Here is a 17,032-nt window from a genome sequence, read left to right as displayed (position 1 = left end):
CGCGCCGGTCACAATCGACAGAGAGAGCAATGGTTTTCAGCTACAGGGACATGATGGTCACGCCCGCAGCGGTTCGTCACGGCGACAGTTTCGCCGCGACGGCGCGCATTCAGGACTTGAACGGAATGGAGCGGTCCGTGAGACTGCCTGGCCACTTCCCCAACGTCGAGGAAGCGATCCGCTTTGCGATTGCCGCGGGCACCGAGTTCATCGATTTCGAGCAGGGATGCCGGGCTTTCGCATAGCGCGCCGGGCGCGTTTCGATCGGGTTAAATGGCGACGCCGCGACTACTGTTCGCGGCGTTTCTTTTTTCAGCGACGATCGAAAAGTACGCATTGAGGCTGCATCGGCCAAGCGAGGCGCGATGCCTCGCTGCCGCTGCGCCGCCTCGTCAGGCGAGCCTGATCGACGTCAAATCCGCCGTCAGATACCCCACCGCCGCGCCAAAGCGATCCTTGTAGTTCGCGCGGATGAGCGGATCGAGCGTCGCCTGCACCTTGCCATGCAGCGCGGCTTCCCAGTCGCCCGCGTGCTGGAAGTTGCTCATGATGTAGGTCCAGCCGTTGATCTCGTCGACCGCGTGCAGGCCCGTCGATTCCGCGCCCGACGGCGTCGACAGAATGCGCGTCAGCGACTTGGTATCGACGTTGTACGCCCACAGGAAGTTGTTGACGTGACGGCCGCTGTCCTCGCCGATGAAGAGCGTGCGCAGCTTCTCCGAGAACTTCAGGTTGTCGGGATTCGCGATGCGCTCCGGGTTCGACAGATTGCCGAGCGCATCGGCGGAAGCGAGATCCTCGCCGACGAGCGCGGCGGGCGCGGCCATGTCCACCGGCACCCATTCGCTGTCGATCGCGGCGCCCGCGAGATCGCGCTGGCCGCCCTTCAGGTTGAGCGCATACACGGCGCCCGCGTTGATGGCCTTGTCGAGCGCGATATCCACCGAATGCGCGTTGCCCTTGATCATCGACGAAACGATCTGCGACATGGCCGTGTAGACGACCTTGCTCTTCGCATCGACCGTCGTGCCTTCGAGCTTCGTGAAGCTCATGCTCGCGCCGCGCAGCGCGGCGTAGCGGTGCGTTTCCAGGAACGCGGCCGCCTTCTCCATGCCCGGTTTGATGCGAATCCAGTTGTACTTGCCGCTGAAGTGGATGCGCGTGTAGCTCGCATCCAGCGTCGCGCCGACTTTCTCGTCGGTGACGACATCCATGATATCGGCGATGGTCAGCGTGTTGGCGAGATTCTCGATCTCGTCGCTCGTCGCGTGACCGAGGTTCATCCACGTCAGCGTGGCCGAGCCCGCGCCCGCCGACGAGGTCTGCGCGCACTTCGCGACGTAAAGCGTGCCCGCGGAAAGATCCGCTTGGCGGTCCGCGACGAACATGAAGACGCCGCCGTTGGTGGCGTCGTCGCCCATCATCACGGTGCGCTGGTCGGGCATCACCTGAATCAGTTCGTGCGAAATGCGCCCGAGACAATAGTGCTTCTTGATCGTGCCCGTGCCGTCCGGATGCACGGTGACTTCGGGCACGTGGCCATAGTGATACGGACGCGCTTTGGTTTCGTCGCCATAGAGGTTCTTGCTGTAGGCCTTGAACTGAGCATCGGTCGAGGCGAGCGCGGCGTCCGGCTCGTACTCTTCGCTCGAAAGATGCGTGTTCCACGGCGAGAGGCTCGCGCCGCACGTGATCCACAGGCCGTGCGCCTTCGACGTGTCGACGTTCGCGTAGCTCACGAGCGTGAGCTTGCCCGTCGACGGATCCTGGTCGAGCGTGAGCACGGCGATCGGCGACGGCAGGCGGCCGTACATGCTGGCCGTGCTCTGGTCGCGCGTGGCGTATTCGAACTGCACGACCGCGAACACGGCGTTGCCCTTCACGCCTTTCACCGTCGCGTTGTCGATCTTGATGAGCGAGGTGCCGTCCGGGCAGTCCGAGAAGAACTGACGCTCCTTGCCCGCCGCCGAGCGGTCGATGATCGGCTGATTGGCGATATCGAAGTAGCCGCCCGCGACGATCGTGCCGCCCGCCGTGTTCGGCACGGTATCGCCCGTCATGAAGAACGGCTGATACGCGAGCTTGTACGCGCGGTTGCTGCCGTCGCTGAAGTTCACGGTCATCGTCGAGGCGACCGTGGTTTTCGCCATCGCGGCGGGATCGGCCAGCGAAGGTGCCGCCATGCCGGTGAACGTGGCCGTGGTGAACGCGGCGTTCGACACGGGCGCGGGCGTGGCGGCGTTGCTGTCGCTGCCGCCGCACGCGGCCGTGAGCAGCGCCGCGGTGGCCGCGCCGCCGAGCGGCAGCATCGGCGCGCCGGCGAGAATCTTCAGGGCTTTGCGGCGGGAAAGGTCGAGTGACTGCGCCATGTGTGGTTTCATTTCCTTGATTGTGGTTTGTGTACCGGCGATGAACGTCTTTCTTTCGGGCCGTTGCGGCCCGACGTGCCGGTTGACGCGCTACTGTAGGAAATGAATGTGAAAATCGTTTGACAGGCTGACGTAATAGTTCTGTTTATGGCCTGAAAGGGCTGCGCATCGGCTGCCCTGTCTTCAGTTCGCGAAGACGCGCAAGCCGAAGGCGAACAAAATCGCACTTCGGCTGACGTTTTGTGCTGGCTTACATGCGGTCCGCGTCGATCACCGCATCGGCGAATGCCTTGGGCGCTTCTTGCGGCAGGTTGTGTCCGATCCCGCCCGCGACGTTCCGATGCATGTACTTCCCCGTGAACTTCTTCGCATACGCCGCGGGATCGGGATGCGGCGCGCCGTTGGCGTCGCCTTCCATCGTGATCGTGGGCACGCCGATTGTCGGCGCGGTCGCAAGACGCTGCTCGAGCGCGTCGTATTGCGCTTCGCCCTGCGCGAGCCCGAGCCGCCAGCGATAGTTGTGAATCACCACGGCGACATGATCCGGATTCTCGAACGACTTCGCCGAACGGTCATAGGTCGCGTCGTCGAAGTTCCATTTCGGCGAGGCGAGTTGCCAGATCAGCTTGTTGAAATCGTGGCGATTCGCCTCGTAACCCGCCTGGCCGCGCTCGGTCGCGAAGTAGAACTGATACCACCACGCGAACTCGGCCTTCGGCGGCAAGGGCGCGCGATTCGCCTGCTGGCTGCCGATCAGATAGCCGCTCACCGACACCATCGAGCGGACGCGCTCGGGCCACAGGGCCGCGATGATGTTCGCCGTGCGCGCGCCCCAGTCGAACGCGCCGAACGCGGCCTTCTGGATCTTCAGCGCATCCATGAGCGCGATGATATCGACCGCGACCACCGCCTGCTGCCCGTTGCGCGGCGTGTCGGCGGAGAGAAAGCGCGTCGTGCCGTAGCCGCGCAGATACGGCACGATCACGCGATAACCCTGCGCCGCGAGCATCGGCGCGACTTCGGCGAAGCTGTAGATGTCGTAAGGCCAGCCGTGCAGCAGGATCACCGCGGGACCGTTCGCCGGCCCGGCTTCCGCATAGCCGACGTTCAGCGTGCCCGCGTCGATCTGGCGAAGCGGCGCGAAGTCGGCCTTCGCGGGCCGCGTGGTCTGCGCGCGCACGAGATCGCTGAAACCGAGCTGCATCGCGCCGACGCTCGCGATCGTCGTGCCGATGAAGCGGCGGCGCCACGCGTTGATCTGATCCGTCATATCGCATTTCTCCTTTTTGATGTTGTTCAGTTGGCGGGAAAGCACGTCACCTCACGTCACGTTATGCAGCCGATGCCCGCAGCGCCGCGAGCGTCGGTCCCATCGGGCGCACGCGCATGCGCGCATCGAGATTGCGCCACGGCAGATCGGCCGGATCGGCGGCCATCGGGCCGGGCGCTTTCGCCACGAGAATGCGCTCGGCGATCGGCTCGAAGTCCGCGCGAAAATGCACCGAGCTCTTGTTGACGAGAATCTTCATGCGCTCGGGCTCGATACCCGCAACGCGAAAGAGATTGCGGTCGAACACCTGCATCTTGATGCTGCTCACGGCGATGCGCACGCCGTCGATACGCAGGCACGCCGTCGGCCCGAGCTCGCCCGACATGCCGTTGAGCATCGGGCCGTCGAAGCGGAAGTGCCCGTCGGACAGATACTCGACTTCGAACTCGCCTTCGAGCGGTGAGTCGCCCGGCACGTTCGAGCCCCCGCCGAGCGCAAGCGCGATGCGCGCGCCGACGCCCGCACGATGCGCCGCCCGCGCCGCGCGCTCGTCCCAGATCACGCCGACTGCCGCGTCGCGCGCGCCGTTGCGCAGGAGCGCGCGGACCATGCCCATGGTGTTCGAATCGCCGCCGACGCCGGGATTGTCCTGCGTGTCCGCGATGATCACGGGCTTCGTCGCGGCGCGGCTCGCCTCGATGGCTTCGCGCGCGGCTTCGTCGGGCGAGAGGAACGGCACGTCCCAGCGTGCTTCGTTGTCCACGAGTTGCGTATACAGCGCGTCCACCGCACGTTCCGCCGCATCCTGATCGAGCGCGTAGCCCCAGAACACCGGGCCGCATTCATCGAAATCGGATGCCGGAAAACCCGGCGCGAACGAGAGCGACACCACGTCTTTTTCGAGCGCTTCGAGCATGCCGTACATGCCGCGCGCCGGCTCGACGAGCGTGCACATGCCGTTCACCGGAATCAGGAAGGGAATGCGGCGCATCGCACTCGCGAAGCGCTTGCCATGCTCGATCCGCTGCGCCAGCAGATGCGCGGCGCGCAAGCCCGTCTCGGCCATATCCACATGCGGATACGTGCGATACGCGACCAGCGCATCGGCCAGTTCCACCATGCGCGCGGTGACGTTCGCGTGAAGATCGAGCGAGACGACGAGCGGCATGTCGTCGCCGACGATGCCGCGCACACGCGAGAGCAGCTCGCCTTCGCCGTCGTCGAGATGCTCGGCGACCATCGCGCCGTGCAGATCGAGATAGATCGCATCGAAGCCGCCCGCCCGCACACGTTCCACGATCGCGCCCGCGATGCGTTCATAGGCGTCTTCCGTCACATGCGCCGAGGCGCTCGCGCCCGCCCAGATCACCGGAATGAGTTCGTGACCTTGCGCTTCGGCCCATTGAATGAAGCCGCCGATCGGCACGTTCACGTCGCGCAGCTTGAGCACATCGTCGCCGTGCGCCATCGGCGGGAAGCCTTCGCCCTGAATGAAGCTCTGATAGCTCGCCTTGGTCGGCGCAAAGGTGTTCGTCTCGTGCTGGAAACCTGCGATGAGGATCTTCATGGTGAGTGTCGTTTTCCGGTTCGATTGAATGATGTCAGGCCGTGCGGGTTTCCGCAGCAGCCCCCCTGCGCTTGTTCGCGAGGATCAGCACGCACGAGAGCGCGGCCATGCACGCCATCACGAGCAATCCGCCGTGCGTGCTGCCCGTTGCGGACTTGACCCAGCCGAACACGGCCGGACCCCAGAAGCCGCCCGACAGGCCGATCGTGTTGATGAGCGCAATGCCGCCCGCGGCAGCCGGACCGGAGATGGTCTCGGAGGGAATCGCCCAGAAGACCGTATAGGCCATCCACATGCAGGCGGTGGCGAGCGTGAGCAGCGTGAGCGTGGCGGCGAGATTGCCGGATGCGTACGGCGTCAGCGTCAGCAGCACGGCCGCGCCGAGCGCAGGCAGCGCGCTGTGATAGCGGCGCTCGCCGACGCGGTCGGAACGGCGGCCCGCGGCGTACATCGCGACGGCGGCCGCGACATACGGAATCGCGACATACCAGCCGAGGCGCAGCGTGTCGCTCACGCCCTGCTCCTTGACGAGCGTCGGCAGCCAGAAGCTGATCGCGTAGATCGGGAAGATGATGCAGAAGTACGCAAGCGCCAGCACATAGATGCGCGGATTCTTCGCGATTTCCGCGAACGATTCGATGCGATGCGACGCGTTGCCATGACCGCCGACTTCCACTTCGACGAGACGCTTTTCGTCCTGCGTGAGCCAGCGTGCATCGGCGGGACGGTTCGCCAGCTTGAACCACACGAGCGCGCCGAGCGCGAGGCACGGCAGCCCTTCGACGAGGAACATCCATTGCCAGCCGGCCAGCCCGCCGACTCCCGAGAGCGACGAAATCAGCCAAGCCGAAAGCGGCCCGCCGACCACGCCGCCGAGCGGCCCCGCGACGAACACGAGCGCGATCGCGCGCGCCATGCGCTTCGGTCCGTACCAGTTCGAGAGGTAGTAGATCATGCCCGGCGCGAAGCCCGCTTCGAACACGCCGAGCAGGAAGCGCATCGCGTAGAACGCGGGCACGTTGTGCACGAAGAGCATGCACGCCGACGTGATGCCCCACAGCACGAGAATGCGGCTGAAGGTGAGACGCGCGCCGATCTTCGGCAGCATCAGATTGCTGGGAATCTCGAAGAGCACGTAACCGATGAAGAAAATGCCCGCGCCGACGCCGTACGCCGCGTCGGAGAAGCCGAGATCGCTTTGCATCTGAAGCTTCGCGAAGCCCACGTTCACGCGGTCCAGATAAGCGAACATGTAACACGCGATCAGGAGCGGCAGGAGCCGCCAGTTGATTCTGCTGTAGAGCGCCGAAACGGCATCGCCGCCTCGCAGGGTCTGAATCGTCGACATCTGCGTCTCCTTGATTGTCTCCCCCGTTTTTCGGGTGAGACCATGTTGAGCGCGTGCGAGTATGTGAGCAAGAGCAACTAAGTTCACGTATCGTTGCTCTGTGAGCAACACACGGGATTCATCGACCATGCGCGAAATCAATCAGCAACGCCTGCGTTACTTTCACGAAGTGCTGGCGCACGGCACGATCCGCGGCGCCGCGGATCATCTGAACACCTCGCCTTCCGTAATCGCGCGGCAAATCAGGCTGCTGGAGGACGAACTCGACACGACGCTCTTCGAGCGCGAGGCGCGCGGCGTGCGGCCGACCGAAGCGGCGTTTCATTTGCTGGAGTTCTGGCGAGGCTATCGGTCGCAGCAGGAAAAGCTCGAAGACCAGTTGCACGCGCTGAAGGGATTGCAGCAGGGCGAGATTCGCCTCGCGGTGAGCGAGGGCTATGTCGATACGCTCGTCGATGACGTGCTCGCGCCCTTCTGCGCGCGTTACCCGCGTCTGGAGATCGACGTGCAGATGCTCGCCGTCGACGATCTGCTCGAAGAAGTCGCGCAAAGCCGCGCGCATATCGGGCTTGCGTACAATCCGCCGCCGCATGCGCGTATCGAGGTGCGCGCGAGTTCGCCGCAGCCGGTCGTGCTGCTCGCGCGGCGCGATCATCCGTTGGCGACGCGCGGCGGCGTCGCGCGGATCGGCGATCTGCTCGACTATCCGCTCGCGCTGATGCCGCCTACGTTCGGCATCGGCCATGTCGTGAAGATGCTGGAAACCACCGACAACCTCGCGATCCGCCCGACGCTCACGACGAATTCGCTCGGCGCGCTGAAACGCTTCGTCGCGGCGGAGAACTTCATGACGCTGATCGGCGAATTCGCCGCGTATCGCGAGCTGGCGAGCGGCGAGCTGACCACGGTGCCGATCGCGCATCCGCTTTTCGAAAGCGCGCAGGCGAAGCTGCTCGTGAAGACGGGGCGTCCACTCGCGGCCGGGCCGCAGGAATTGCTCGACTGGATTCTGAGCCGAATGCCGATGTTCGCGCGCGCGCCCGTCAAACCACCGCGCAATCGGGCACGTCGGCGAGGCGCGCCGCCGGCGACATCGAAATGATCCACGCCTGCACGGCGAACGCGAGCGCCGCCGCGACGAGGCACGGCCCCATGCCGAAGCGCGCGCTGATCGCCGCGCCCGCGAGCGCGCCGAGCGGCCGCGCGCCGTAGGTCGCCGTGCCGTTGAGCGCCGATACGCGGCCCAGCATGTGCGCGGGCGTGATGGCCTGGCGCAGCGTCGTCGAGCCGACGGTCCACAGGATCGGCCCCGCGCCGAGCAGAAAGAAGCTCGATGCGGCGAGCCAGAACGACGGCACAGCGAGCGTCGCGACCATCACGAGCGATGCGGCCAGCCCGCAGAACGGCCCGACCAGCAGCATGCGGCCGAATGCCATGCGCCGCGCGACCGCGGGCGCGGCGAGCGCGCCGCACACCATGCCGGCGCCGTATGCGCCGAGCGTCACGCCGACCGCCGATGCGCTCAGGCCCAGGCGCTGCACCGCATACGGCACGTACATCGACTGCAAGGTGAAGAAGCCGATGTTGAAGAACACGGCGGTGGCGAGCATCGGGCGCAGCAGCGCATCGCCGGCGACGAAACGCGCGCCTTCGCGCAGTTCCGTCAGAAAGCGCCGCGCGACGGCCGGACGGCGCGGCGGTTCGCGCAATCCCGCGAGCAGCATCGCCGCCGATGCCGACAAGCCCGCCGCGCAGCCATACGCCCAGCCTGCGCCGATCCATCCGACGATGAGCCCGCCCAAGGCCGGCCCCGCCGAATACGCGACGCTGCGCGCGAGCTCGATGCGCCCGTTCGCGGCGGGCAGCGCGGCGCGTTCGACCAGCGCCGGGACGAGCGCGGGCGCGGCGACGTTGTAGGCGACGGTGCCGGTCGCGCCGATAAAGCCCAGCAGCGCGAGCAGCGGCAGCGTCAACGCGTGCGACAGCGCGAGCATCAGCACGCAGGCCATGGCGAGCGCGCGGGCGCATTCGGCGGCGGTCATCAGCGCGCGGCGCGAGCGGCGATCGGCGAGCACGCCGAGGGGCATCGAGAGCAACAGAAACGGCAGCGTCTGGGCGCTTTGCAGCAGGCCGATGTCGGCGGCAGACGCGCCGAGCGCGAACACGGCGGCGAGCGGCGCGGCGGCGAGGCCGATCTGCTCCGCCGATTGCGCGAGCAGGTTCGACCAGGCGAGGCGTTGGAAAGCGGCGGGAAAGCGCATCGGGCGTGCTCCGTGGCGGGATCGGATGGCTTCATCGTCACGGATGCGCCGTGCGCCCGCACCCCAGTTCTTGCGCTGTGATTCGCGCGCGGGGTGGCGCTTGCTGCCTTATGTGATGAACCGCGAGCCGTCAGATGCCGTGGAGCGCGAGCACTTCGGAGGCTTGAACGAAGCGGCGCGTCACTGCGCGCCGCTTTCCATCTTGGTCTTTTGCGCCGCGATTTCGTCCGCGATCGCGCTTGCGAGCGCATCGAGCGATGAAATGGCTTCGGTCTTGTGGATGACGAAACGCGCCGCCGCGCCGTAGGGCTTGGGCGCCGCCGCCGATTTCTGTCCTTTGAGCTGGCTGCTGGTATCGATTTGCGAAAGCGGCGCGTCGGGGCTCGCCGCGAGATTCGCGAGCTGCACGGTGACGTGCGTGTTGGGCGATTTGTCCGACGAACCCATCGACGGCAAGGCGCCGCCGAATCCCGACGACAGCGTTTCGTCGAACTCGCCGGTCACGAGCCAGCCCGATGCGGGCGGCGCGGACGATCCGGCTTGCGCCGTCAGGTGGCACGCCGCGATGCCCTTCGCATTGAGCGCCCTGACGATGCCTTCGGCCAGCGCCGATGCGTTTTGTTCGATCTGCATCGTATTGCGCGCGGCGCGCAGCCGCGAGCCGGGGAAATGCGACGTACTGCCCGAAGAAACCGCGGTGAAATCGCGCACCTGAACGGACGTGCTCGCGCCCGTACACGGCGGCGCGGATTGCGCGAGCGCGAGCGCGCTGACCATCAAGCCGGACAATCCGAGCGCAACACGCAACGATACGGTTTTCATCGCTTTTCTCCGTAATGCGGCGATGATAACGCCGCGCGGCTTCAGCGCGCGAGCGCGATGTCCTGCTCCTCGGCCTGCGTCATCAACCTGTCCAGCGGCACGGGACGGCTCAGCAGGAATCCCTGCACCTTGTCGCAACGCACCGCGCGCAGCGCGTCGAGCTGCTCGCGCGTCTCGACGCCTTCCGCGACCACCGTCACGCCGAGCTTGTGCGCGAGATCGATCACGCCTTCCACGACCGTGCGCGCCATCGTGTCGGTCGCGATGTTATCGACGAAAGTCTTGTCGAGCTTCAGCACGTCCGGCCGGAAGCGCGCCAGATAGCTGAGGCTCGAATACCCCGTACCGAAATCGTCGATGGCGATACGCACGCCCATCGCCCGGACGTTCGACAACACTTCCTGCGCGTCGTCGACGTTGTCGATCAGCGCCGACTCGGTGATCTCCAGCGTAATGCGGTGCGACGCGATGGAGCCGCGCTTGATCGCAGCCTTGAGCACGGACACGAGACGCGGGTCGCGGAACTGCTTCGGCGACACGTTGACCGCGACCGAACGCACCTCGGGCAGCGCGAGCGTGAGGCGCGCCGCCGCCAGCACGGCCTCGCGGATCACCCAATGCCCCGCCTCGACAATCAGCGTGCTCTCTTCCAGCACCGGCACGAACGCGCCGGGCGCAAGTAGCCCCAACTGCGGATGATCCCAGCGCAGCAAGGCCTCCACGCCGACGAGCGCACCCGACTCCACGACATATTGCGGCTGATAGTGCAGCACGAACTGATTCTCGCGAATCGCGCCGTGCAATTCCGCTTCGAGATGCGCGCGCGCGAGATCGTCCTTTTCGCGGTCGCCGAACACGCGGAAGGTGTTGCGGCCCGCGCGTTTCGCGGCGTACATCGCCATGTCGGCGCCGATGAAAAGCGCTTCGGGCGTGCGCCCATGTTCCGGATACAGCGCGACGCCGATCGAGCAGGTCATCGTCAGGCTCTTGCAGTCGATGGCGATCGGACGATGGCACGCGAGCGACAGCCTGCGGCACGCGCGCGCGATGCTCTCCTGCTCGAACGCGCCGGGCAGGATCACCGTGAACTCGTCGCCGCCCGGACGCGCGGCCACGGCGCCGTCGGGCAGCGTCTCCTGGATGCGCCGCGCGATGGTGCGCAACACGGCGTCGCCCGCGATATGCCCCGCCGTATCGTTGATGGACTTGAAGCGGTCGATATCGACGAACAGATACGCGAACGGCGTCTCCGATTCGCAGCGCTTCACGAGCGCGTCCATCATCGCGTTGCGATTGGAGAGGCCCGTGAGGCTGTCGGTATTCGCGAGCCGATGCAATTCCTGAAGGCGCTGACGCTCGTCGGTGGCGTCGACGCACACGCTCACGACCCGCGAGACCGCGCCGTCTTCGGTGACCGGATAGATGTCCGCGCGCACCCAGCGCGTGCGGTCATGCGGCAGGCACAGGCGGAAATAGCTCTGCCTCGCCGCGCCCGTGTTCACGGCTGTGCGCATTTCGTCGCGCAAGGCGGGCAGATCGTCGGCATGCACGCGCTGCGACCACGCGGTCTGATCGGCTTCGAGCGCGGACACCGGCATTTCCCACATGCGCTCGAAGGCCGAGCTCACGTGCAGCAGTTCGCGGAAATCGTGCGTCGCGGTCCAGAAGACGGCATCGACGTGATCTTCCATGTCCTTTTGCACGCGCGCGTTGCCGCGCAGTTCGTCGATGAGCTTCACTTCCGCGGTGATGTCGCGCGACTTGCACAGCACGGCCGTGACCTGGCCGTGCTCGCCATAGACCGGCGCGAAGTTCGACGTCCACCATTTCAGCTTGCCGTTCAGCGTGCGGCACGCGCCGGAAAACGAAGTCGATTCGCCCGCCTTCGCGCGCTCGAACGCATGCCGCGCGTCGGGGCCGTCCCAGAGCGCGAGCCAGTCGACGCCGACGAGATCATCGGCGCAATCCGCTTCGATGAGACGCCGGCCGACCTCCGAAATGCACATGATGCGGCCTTCGAGCGAGATCAGCTTGAGGCAGTCCTCCGCGATGGACAGCAGGCCGTGCGCGACCTGACGCGCGACGAAGACGTCGCGTTTGGCCACCTGCATGCGATGCACGGCGAGCGCCATGCAGATGACCAGCGCGGCGAGCGCCACGTTCCACGGCAGCGGCACGAAAAAGGTGCCGCATGCGGCGATGAGCACGGCGAGCGACAACGGGCCGAGCGCATCGAAACGGCGCGCAAGTCCGATGGCTGGCAGGTTCCTGGCGACGTTCTCGCCAATGGTCCCGAGAAAATCGGTCGCTCTCGTCTGCACTGCTTTCGCCCTGTTCCGCTTGGTTCAATGCGTGTTTATCGGCGGAACGGGGAAAGTCTTTAGTAAGCTCAGCCGCGCTTGGGCTTGCGCACGGCGCGCACTTTGCCGGTGCGTCCGCCGCCGCAGAAAAAGCGCTCGTGTCCGTCCGATTCGAGCCCCGACACGCCGACGCCTTCGGGCATGTCCAGCCGCTCGATCACCTCGCCCGATTGCGGATCGATACGGCGCAGCTCGCTTTCGTCGCCTTCCCACGTGGCATGCCACAGTTCGCCCTCGACCCACGTGACGCCCGTGACGAAGCGATTCGACTCGATGGTGCGCAGGATCGCGCCGTTCTCCGGATCGATCTGATGAATCTTGCGCTCGTTGTACTGGCCGACCCAGAGCGTGCCTTCGGCCCACGCGAGACCGGAATCGGCGCCGCCGCCCGGCGCGGGAATCGTCGACAGCACGCGGCCCGTTTTCGGATCGATCTTCTGGATGCGGTCCTCGGCGATCTGGAACAGATGCTCGCCGTCGAACGCCGTGCCCGCATGCGCGGCGACCTTCAGCGAGCGCGCCTGCTCGCCGCTCTCCGGATCGAACGCATTGAGCGTGTCGCCGGCGGCGAACCACACGCGCTCTCCGTCGAAAGTCACGCCATGCACGCCTTCGATATCCGCAAAAGGCCCGTATTCGCGGATGATTTCCGCCTTCGCGCGTTTCATGTTCCCGTCCTCCGTGGTTGACCGTGCCTTCATGCTAGTCGCCCGCGAACTCGACGGGGAGTAACAAGGCCGTCGTGAAACCCGGCATCGGCGGCGTGGTCCAGCGGCGCGCGCGGCCGCGCCCGAACGATTGCACCTTGCCGCTTTGCGCGAGCGCATCGAGCGAACGCTGCACGGTGCGCTGGCTCGCGCCGAGCGCGATCGCGAGCGCGGAGCTCGACCACGATTCGCCATCGGCGAGACACGCGAGCAGCGGCGCGTATTCGTCCTCGACGGGCGGCGTGAGCACGGCGACCTCGCGTGCATGGTGCGGCGCCAGCCTGAAGCCGCGCGGCGTCGCATCGATGCGCGCGTGGGCGCTCAACATCGTGCGCAACCGGCCGATTTCGACGCGCAATCGCGCCCGATGCGTCTCGTCCGCTTCCCGTAGGCGAAACGCGCGCAGGATCAGCGCATCGCGTGGCGCATCGCCGGGCCATGCCTGCGCGAGCAGGCGCGCGAGCGTGAAAAGCACGGGCCGTGTGGCGAGCGCGATCGTCGCGCCGTTTTCACGCACGCATAGACGGCACGCATCCACGACGAATGCATGCGATGCGAGCAGCGCTTCCACTTCGTCGAGCAGAAGGGTGCGCTCTCTTCCATCCGCGATGAGACGCGCTGCGGGCGCGTGAAGGATGCGCCATGCGTTATCGACCTCGGCGGCCAATGGGGGAATGCGCGCCTCGCGGGCGGCGTGGGTCGCGCGTTCGAGCGCGGCGCGCGCTGTCCTCGTGTGAAGACGCCGCATCGCGATGCCTGCCGACATGAGTTCGTGCGCGGTGCGTAGTGTGGCGGGCAACGTGTCCGGATCGAGTTCGGCGAGCATGCGATCGGCGGCGTCGAGCCGTCCGATGAGGAGCGCGCGGCGCACATCCAGATAGCGCGCATGCGCGGCGTTCACGCGATCGCCATGCGCTTCGAGTGTGGCGCGCGCGTGATCGAGCGCCTTGGCGGGCCAGGCGAGATCGCGCGACGCCAGCGCGATCTCCGCTTCCGCGACGATGCAGCGCGAGCGGGCCAGTGTGGCTTTCGCGCCGAACGCGCGCGTCGCGGCTTTGAGGAGCGCGCGGGCGCGTGGGAAGTCGCCGAGTTGCGCCATCGCGATGCCGCGCAATGCGAGCGCGCTCGCGTCCTCGCGCAAGGCGATGCGGTTCAGCGCGCCGAGGGGATCGCCGGCGGCGAGGGCGTGGGCTGCGGCGGTGATCAGGGAGTCCATTGGGGCGTGGTCATCGCTTTCTGGCAGAGCGGATCGTCAGCTCGGGTTGTCTTCGAATTATGTGGTCTTGGTGATTTTTTGGCGTACGCTCATTCGACGCGAACCCACACTTTCGACTCCCAATTTTCCTTGAATGAAAAGGCCCGCACCGGCGGGCCGAGTATGTCACTCGATGCGAACGCATCGGAGCGCTACTTCGTCTCTTCGAGAGGATTCGAATTAGCAGGGCAGCATACGTTCGGACACGCGGGCAAAAACGATATCTCCACGCGCTTTCCGTCTACCAGTTTTGTATGCTCGTATATGTGTATATCGCTTTCCACTTCCCCTCTCAGAAACCCGAGTTGCTCCAGCAACCTTTTGCCAGCGACTAAGCGAGCTTCCGCCAGCTTTTGTGGATCATGTTCGGTTGTTTCCGCATGCCCGCTTACCTCCGTTATCTCCTTTGTGACGTGATTTGCATAAGCGGCCTGTTGTTTTGCTACCCAATTCGCGAGGCGGATAACTTCGTCCACGGGAATCTCGGCGCTGTTGCTCTTAAAGTAGATATCGAAATTCTCGCTGGGAACGCACGCGACCGCACCGGCCGATAGCAACACGAAAAGGCCCGAAATGAACTTACATACTGTAGATGACATAGCCCGCGACGCTGTCCGCGTTATCAATTGCTTGTTCCGGGTTTTCTTCGGCAAGCGGAAGGCACTCGCGCATGAAGTACTTCCAGTCTTTTGTCGCCATGGTGTCTTCGAAGTGACTTGCTTCATGGATCAGTGTCGAAACCATCGAATCTTTAGCATATGACATCGGACGCATATCGCAAAAGGCCTCACGTATCGCGATCGTGTGCGTCTCCGTATCAGGGGCGCAGACCTCGGCTACAGCGCCGACTGCGTTGCGCGTGTTCGGCGTGCATGAAATGTGCGTTGCGCGCGTCGGATCCCATCTTACGAAGTTATGGGCATTCAAACCTCGAAGAACGCGGGCGATCGCCGTCAGCCCTTTAATCAGCTTTCCGCGCGTAAACTCGTCACTTCGGCCGAACCAGACCTCAACCCGCACCTTGTCGACTTGCGACCAACGCATGAGGTCTGTTAGCCTCACATCGATCAATCGAGCGGCTTCGTCCCGGCAACTGAGGACCACCTCCCTGAACTTTGCATTAGTCATATTTGGACATATGCGTTCCATGTTCACGTCGACGATCACCGATGAACCTTCGATCGCATTGGTCATCGACGAATGAACTTCAAAAAGCTCTCTTGCCATTTATTCGGCTTCCCCTATCCTCACGGTGATCCTCTCGGCCGCGCTTGTCTTGATGCGCTGGGTCTTCCCTGATCGATCGGTCACACCTTCCACTACTGTTCCCCTGGTGCTCACTAAGCGATAAGCAACGTTCTCGAGCAGCTTGCCGGTTGCCCGGTCGCGCAGCACGTATGTTTCATCGAATTCGCAGCCAAGCGACGCCGCCGTCGCAGCACTGCGGCTCATCGTCTCGCGAAGGCTGACTGTTCCGAGTGTCTCAGCTAGATCGTCATACCAGGCTTCGCCCGCGAGAGTGGCGACAACGCGCGGATGTTCGGGGCACCCGCAGACCATCAAGTCCTGATCCAATGCAATTTCGCTACTGCCAAGCGTCATGCGACGCGGCCCGCCGTCCTTGGCGATGTAGCCCGTCGTCTTGCAGACCGGACAGTAAGCAGCGGCGTCGATGAGCGCAACCTGACGCCCTGCACTGCCGATCGTGAACATCATCCCTGTGTAATGGCAGACTTCGCCGTCGTTACTGAGCTTGTCGCCGACAACCGCAATTCGACGCATCACAAGCGACCCCGGTCATTAATTTCGTTATGCTTGCTTTTTGGCATATAACACAACTCCTTAGTTGGAACGAGCCAGCAAGGATACGAGCGCAGCAGGAACGCGCAAGCAGTCAATGACAGAGAAGCGGCGGGGTCGACAAATTTTGACTACGTCGGCGTTGCTTGCTTCGGTAGGCGCCCCCTCACCTCCCCACCCGCCCCACCACCGCATGCATCCCCAACACGCACGCAATCCCGATCACCCCGCCCGCGAGCACATGCGTGAGCCGCTCGAACGCTTCGGCGACGGACTGATTCGCCAGCATGATCGCGAGCGCCACGAACAGGCAGCGGAAGAAATAGCCGACGACATAGCGCTGAAACGCGACGAGCGTGAGGAACCCGGCGAGCGTCGCGAGCGTGACGGCCATGCCCGAATGCGGCAGAAGGTATCGCCCGAGCACAATGCCGATCGGCACCCCCGCCATCACGCCGATCGCGCGGTTCTGCAACTTGGCGCGTGCCGTATCCACCGCGCCGGTCACGATGCTGGCCGCGCCCCAGATCACCCATTGCGCATTCTCCATGCGCCAGTAGACGACCATCACCCCGGCGATGCCGACGCTCGCGAGCATCGCCGCGAGATCTTCGCCTAACGGCGTGCGCGCCCCGAAATCGTCGAGATTGGACCAGCGCGCCGCGGGCTTGCCGCGCGAGCGCAGATACGCCGATATCACCCCAGGCATGAGCGCCACGAGCAGATAAGGCAGATATGCGGGCGTCGCGCGCAACAACGCCTCGACCGTGCGCCCGCCATGCAGTTCGTTCGCGAGAATGAGCACCGGAACGAAGGTCCAGGTGCCGATCGTACGCAATCGCTCGCCGCGCGACGCGAGCAGAATCACGCCCGCCGCCAGCAGCATGCACGCAATGATGAAAAACGCCGGCACCAGCTCGGCAAGCAGCAGCAAATACGTTCCCGCGATGATCGCAAGTCCGTGCGCCGCCACGCCCACCGGCCGCAACGCGAGCCGGTCTTCCGCGATCACGGTGGAAATCGCCAGCAGCGACGCCTTCATCCACAGCGCATTGCCGGTCACGAGCGCGAGCACGACGAACGGCGACAGCGCCGCAAGCGCGCGCGAAAGCGGCCAGACCTTGATTTCGCTCGTCAGACGAAATTGCTGCGGCGCGTCAGCGGACATGCGCGGAAACCCTTTCTCGTGAGACGGATGAAGTGTAGGACGGTTTTCGGCGCGCGATTCCCAAGTTTTGGGCCGCCCCTAAAGGCCATCGCCGCACGGTCGTTA

Annotated in this window: 14 protein-coding genes; 2 read left to right on the top strand and 12 right to left on the bottom strand. The window is 65.0% G+C overall.

Annotation, left to right across the window (positions count from 1 at the left end; all coding sequences use genetic code 11):
* Nucleotides 1-29 precede the first annotated feature (29 nt).
* Complete coding sequence (locus tag LY284_RS29720; RefSeq protein ID WP_041733473.1) at nucleotides 30-245, top strand: hypothetical protein; 216 nt, start codon at nucleotides 30-32, stop codon at nucleotides 243-245.
* 147 nt (nucleotides 246-392) lie between these two features.
* On the opposite strand, the gene LY284_RS29715 is transcribed toward LY284_RS29720, so the two are convergent.
* The 4 genes from LY284_RS29715 to LY284_RS29700 all read right to left on the bottom strand — a co-directional run bounded on the left by LY284_RS29715 (nucleotide 393) and on the right by LY284_RS29700 (nucleotide 6,554).
* On the bottom strand, nucleotides 393-2,369 hold the full coding sequence (locus LY284_RS29715; protein ID WP_233389684.1) for a PhoX family phosphatase: 1,977 nt from the start codon (nucleotides 2,367-2,369) through the stop codon (nucleotides 393-395).
* A gap of 250 nt (nucleotides 2,370-2,619) precedes the next feature.
* Entirely contained in the window at nucleotides 2,620-3,639 is a 1,020-nt protein-coding gene (locus tag LY284_RS29710; RefSeq protein ID WP_233389682.1) for an alpha/beta fold hydrolase, read from the bottom strand.
* Nucleotides 3,640-3,700: 61 nt separating this feature from the next.
* Nucleotides 3,701-5,206, bottom strand: coding sequence for a M81 family metallopeptidase (locus LY284_RS29705; RefSeq protein ID WP_233389680.1), 1,506 nt, complete (start codon nucleotides 5,204-5,206; stop codon nucleotides 3,701-3,703).
* A gap of 34 nt (nucleotides 5,207-5,240) precedes the next feature.
* Nucleotides 5,241-6,554, bottom strand: coding sequence for an MFS transporter (locus LY284_RS29700; protein WP_233389678.1), 1,314 nt, complete (start codon nucleotides 6,552-6,554; stop codon nucleotides 5,241-5,243).
* A gap of 127 nt (nucleotides 6,555-6,681) precedes the next feature.
* On the opposite strand from LY284_RS29700, the gene LY284_RS29695 reads away from it, so the two are divergent.
* Nucleotides 6,682-7,656 (top strand): LysR family transcriptional regulator, encoded by a 975-nt coding sequence (locus LY284_RS29695; RefSeq protein WP_041733477.1) that lies wholly within the window; start codon nucleotides 6,682-6,684, stop codon nucleotides 7,654-7,656.
* On the opposite strand, the gene LY284_RS29690 is transcribed toward LY284_RS29695, so the two are convergent.
* The 8 genes from LY284_RS29690 to LY284_RS29655 all read right to left on the bottom strand — a co-directional run bounded on the left by LY284_RS29690 (nucleotide 7,598) and on the right by LY284_RS29655 (nucleotide 16,927).
* Nucleotides 7,598-8,815, bottom strand: a complete 1,218-nt coding sequence (locus LY284_RS29690; protein WP_233389676.1) for an MFS transporter — start codon at nucleotides 8,813-8,815, stop codon at nucleotides 7,598-7,600. The genes LY284_RS29695 and LY284_RS29690 overlap by 59 nt on opposite strands.
* Nucleotides 8,816-8,995: 180 nt before the next feature.
* Nucleotides 8,996-9,637: a hypothetical protein gene (locus tag LY284_RS29685; RefSeq protein WP_014252730.1), complete on the bottom strand. Its 642-nt coding sequence runs from the start codon at nucleotides 9,635-9,637 to the stop codon at nucleotides 8,996-8,998.
* Between the two features lie 41 nt (nucleotides 9,638-9,678).
* Nucleotides 9,679-11,958, bottom strand: a complete 2,280-nt coding sequence (locus LY284_RS29680) for an EAL domain-containing protein (RefSeq protein ID WP_233389674.1) — start codon at nucleotides 11,956-11,958, stop codon at nucleotides 9,679-9,681.
* A gap of 68 nt (nucleotides 11,959-12,026) precedes the next feature.
* Nucleotides 12,027-12,665, bottom strand: coding sequence for a DUF5074 domain-containing protein (locus LY284_RS29675; RefSeq protein ID WP_014252732.1), 639 nt, complete (start codon nucleotides 12,663-12,665; stop codon nucleotides 12,027-12,029).
* Nucleotides 12,666-12,699: 34 nt separating this feature from the next.
* The gene (locus LY284_RS29670) at nucleotides 12,700-13,920 is read right to left on the bottom strand and encodes a helix-turn-helix domain-containing protein (RefSeq protein WP_233389673.1); all 1,221 of its coding nucleotides are present in this window, start codon (nucleotides 13,918-13,920) and stop codon (nucleotides 12,700-12,702) included.
* 618 nt (nucleotides 13,921-14,538) lie between these two features.
* Nucleotides 14,539-15,186, bottom strand: a complete 648-nt coding sequence (locus LY284_RS29665) for a M35 family metallo-endopeptidase (RefSeq protein WP_233389671.1) — start codon at nucleotides 15,184-15,186, stop codon at nucleotides 14,539-14,541.
* Nucleotides 15,187-15,741, bottom strand: a complete 555-nt coding sequence (locus LY284_RS29660) for a PAAR domain-containing protein (protein WP_233389669.1) — start codon at nucleotides 15,739-15,741, stop codon at nucleotides 15,187-15,189. It lies immediately after the preceding gene.
* Nucleotides 15,742-15,925: 184 nt separating this feature from the next.
* Complete coding sequence (locus tag LY284_RS29655; RefSeq protein WP_233389666.1) at nucleotides 15,926-16,927, bottom strand: FUSC family protein; 1,002 nt, start codon at nucleotides 16,925-16,927, stop codon at nucleotides 15,926-15,928.
* Nucleotides 16,928-17,032: the final 105 nt, after the last annotated feature.

Origin of the sequence: Caballeronia sp. PC1 (assembly GCF_021353155.1) — a bacterium.
GTDB lineage: Bacteria > Pseudomonadota > Gammaproteobacteria > Burkholderiales > Burkholderiaceae > Caballeronia > Caballeronia cordobensis.
Note: the sequence above shows the minus strand (reverse complement) of the source record. Positions and strands in the feature narration are given on the sequence as shown.

Excerpts from the sequence above, each read along its gene's own strand:
- LY284_RS29655 (WP_233389666.1), bottom strand. The coding sequence starts at position 16,927 with ATGTCCGCTGACGCGCCGCAGCAATTTCGTCTGACGAGCGAAATCAAG.
- LY284_RS29700 (WP_233389678.1), bottom strand. The coding sequence starts at position 6,554 with ATGTCGACGATTCAGACCCTGCGAGGCGGCGATGCCGTTTCGGCGCTC.
- LY284_RS29690 (WP_233389676.1), bottom strand. The coding sequence starts at position 8,815 with ATGCGCTTTCCCGCCGCTTTCCAACGCCTCGCCTGGTCGAACCTGCTC.
- LY284_RS29710 (WP_233389682.1), bottom strand. The coding sequence starts at position 3,639 with ATGACGGATCAGATCAACGCGTGGCGCCGCCGCTTCATCGGCACGACG.
- LY284_RS29675 (WP_014252732.1), bottom strand. The coding sequence starts at position 12,665 with ATGAAACGCGCGAAGGCGGAAATCATCCGCGAATACGGGCCTTTTGCG.
- LY284_RS29685 (WP_014252730.1), bottom strand. The coding sequence starts at position 9,637 with ATGAAAACCGTATCGTTGCGTGTTGCGCTCGGATTGTCCGGCTTGATG.
- LY284_RS29670 (WP_233389673.1), bottom strand. The coding sequence starts at position 13,920 with ATGGACTCCCTGATCACCGCCGCAGCCCACGCCCTCGCCGCCGGCGAT.
- LY284_RS29660 (WP_233389669.1), bottom strand. The coding sequence starts at position 15,741 with ATGCGTCGAATTGCGGTTGTCGGCGACAAGCTCAGTAACGACGGCGAA.
- LY284_RS29715 (WP_233389684.1), bottom strand. The coding sequence starts at position 2,369 with ATGGCGCAGTCACTCGACCTTTCCCGCCGCAAAGCCCTGAAGATTCTC.
- LY284_RS29705 (WP_233389680.1), bottom strand. The coding sequence starts at position 5,206 with ATGAAGATCCTCATCGCAGGTTTCCAGCACGAGACGAACACCTTTGCG.
- LY284_RS29720 (WP_041733473.1), top strand. The coding sequence starts at position 30 with ATGGTTTTCAGCTACAGGGACATGATGGTCACGCCCGCAGCGGTTCGT.
- LY284_RS29695 (WP_041733477.1), top strand. The coding sequence starts at position 6,682 with ATGCGCGAAATCAATCAGCAACGCCTGCGTTACTTTCACGAAGTGCTG.
- LY284_RS29665 (WP_233389671.1), bottom strand. The coding sequence starts at position 15,186 with ATGGCAAGAGAGCTTTTTGAAGTTCATTCGTCGATGACCAATGCGATC.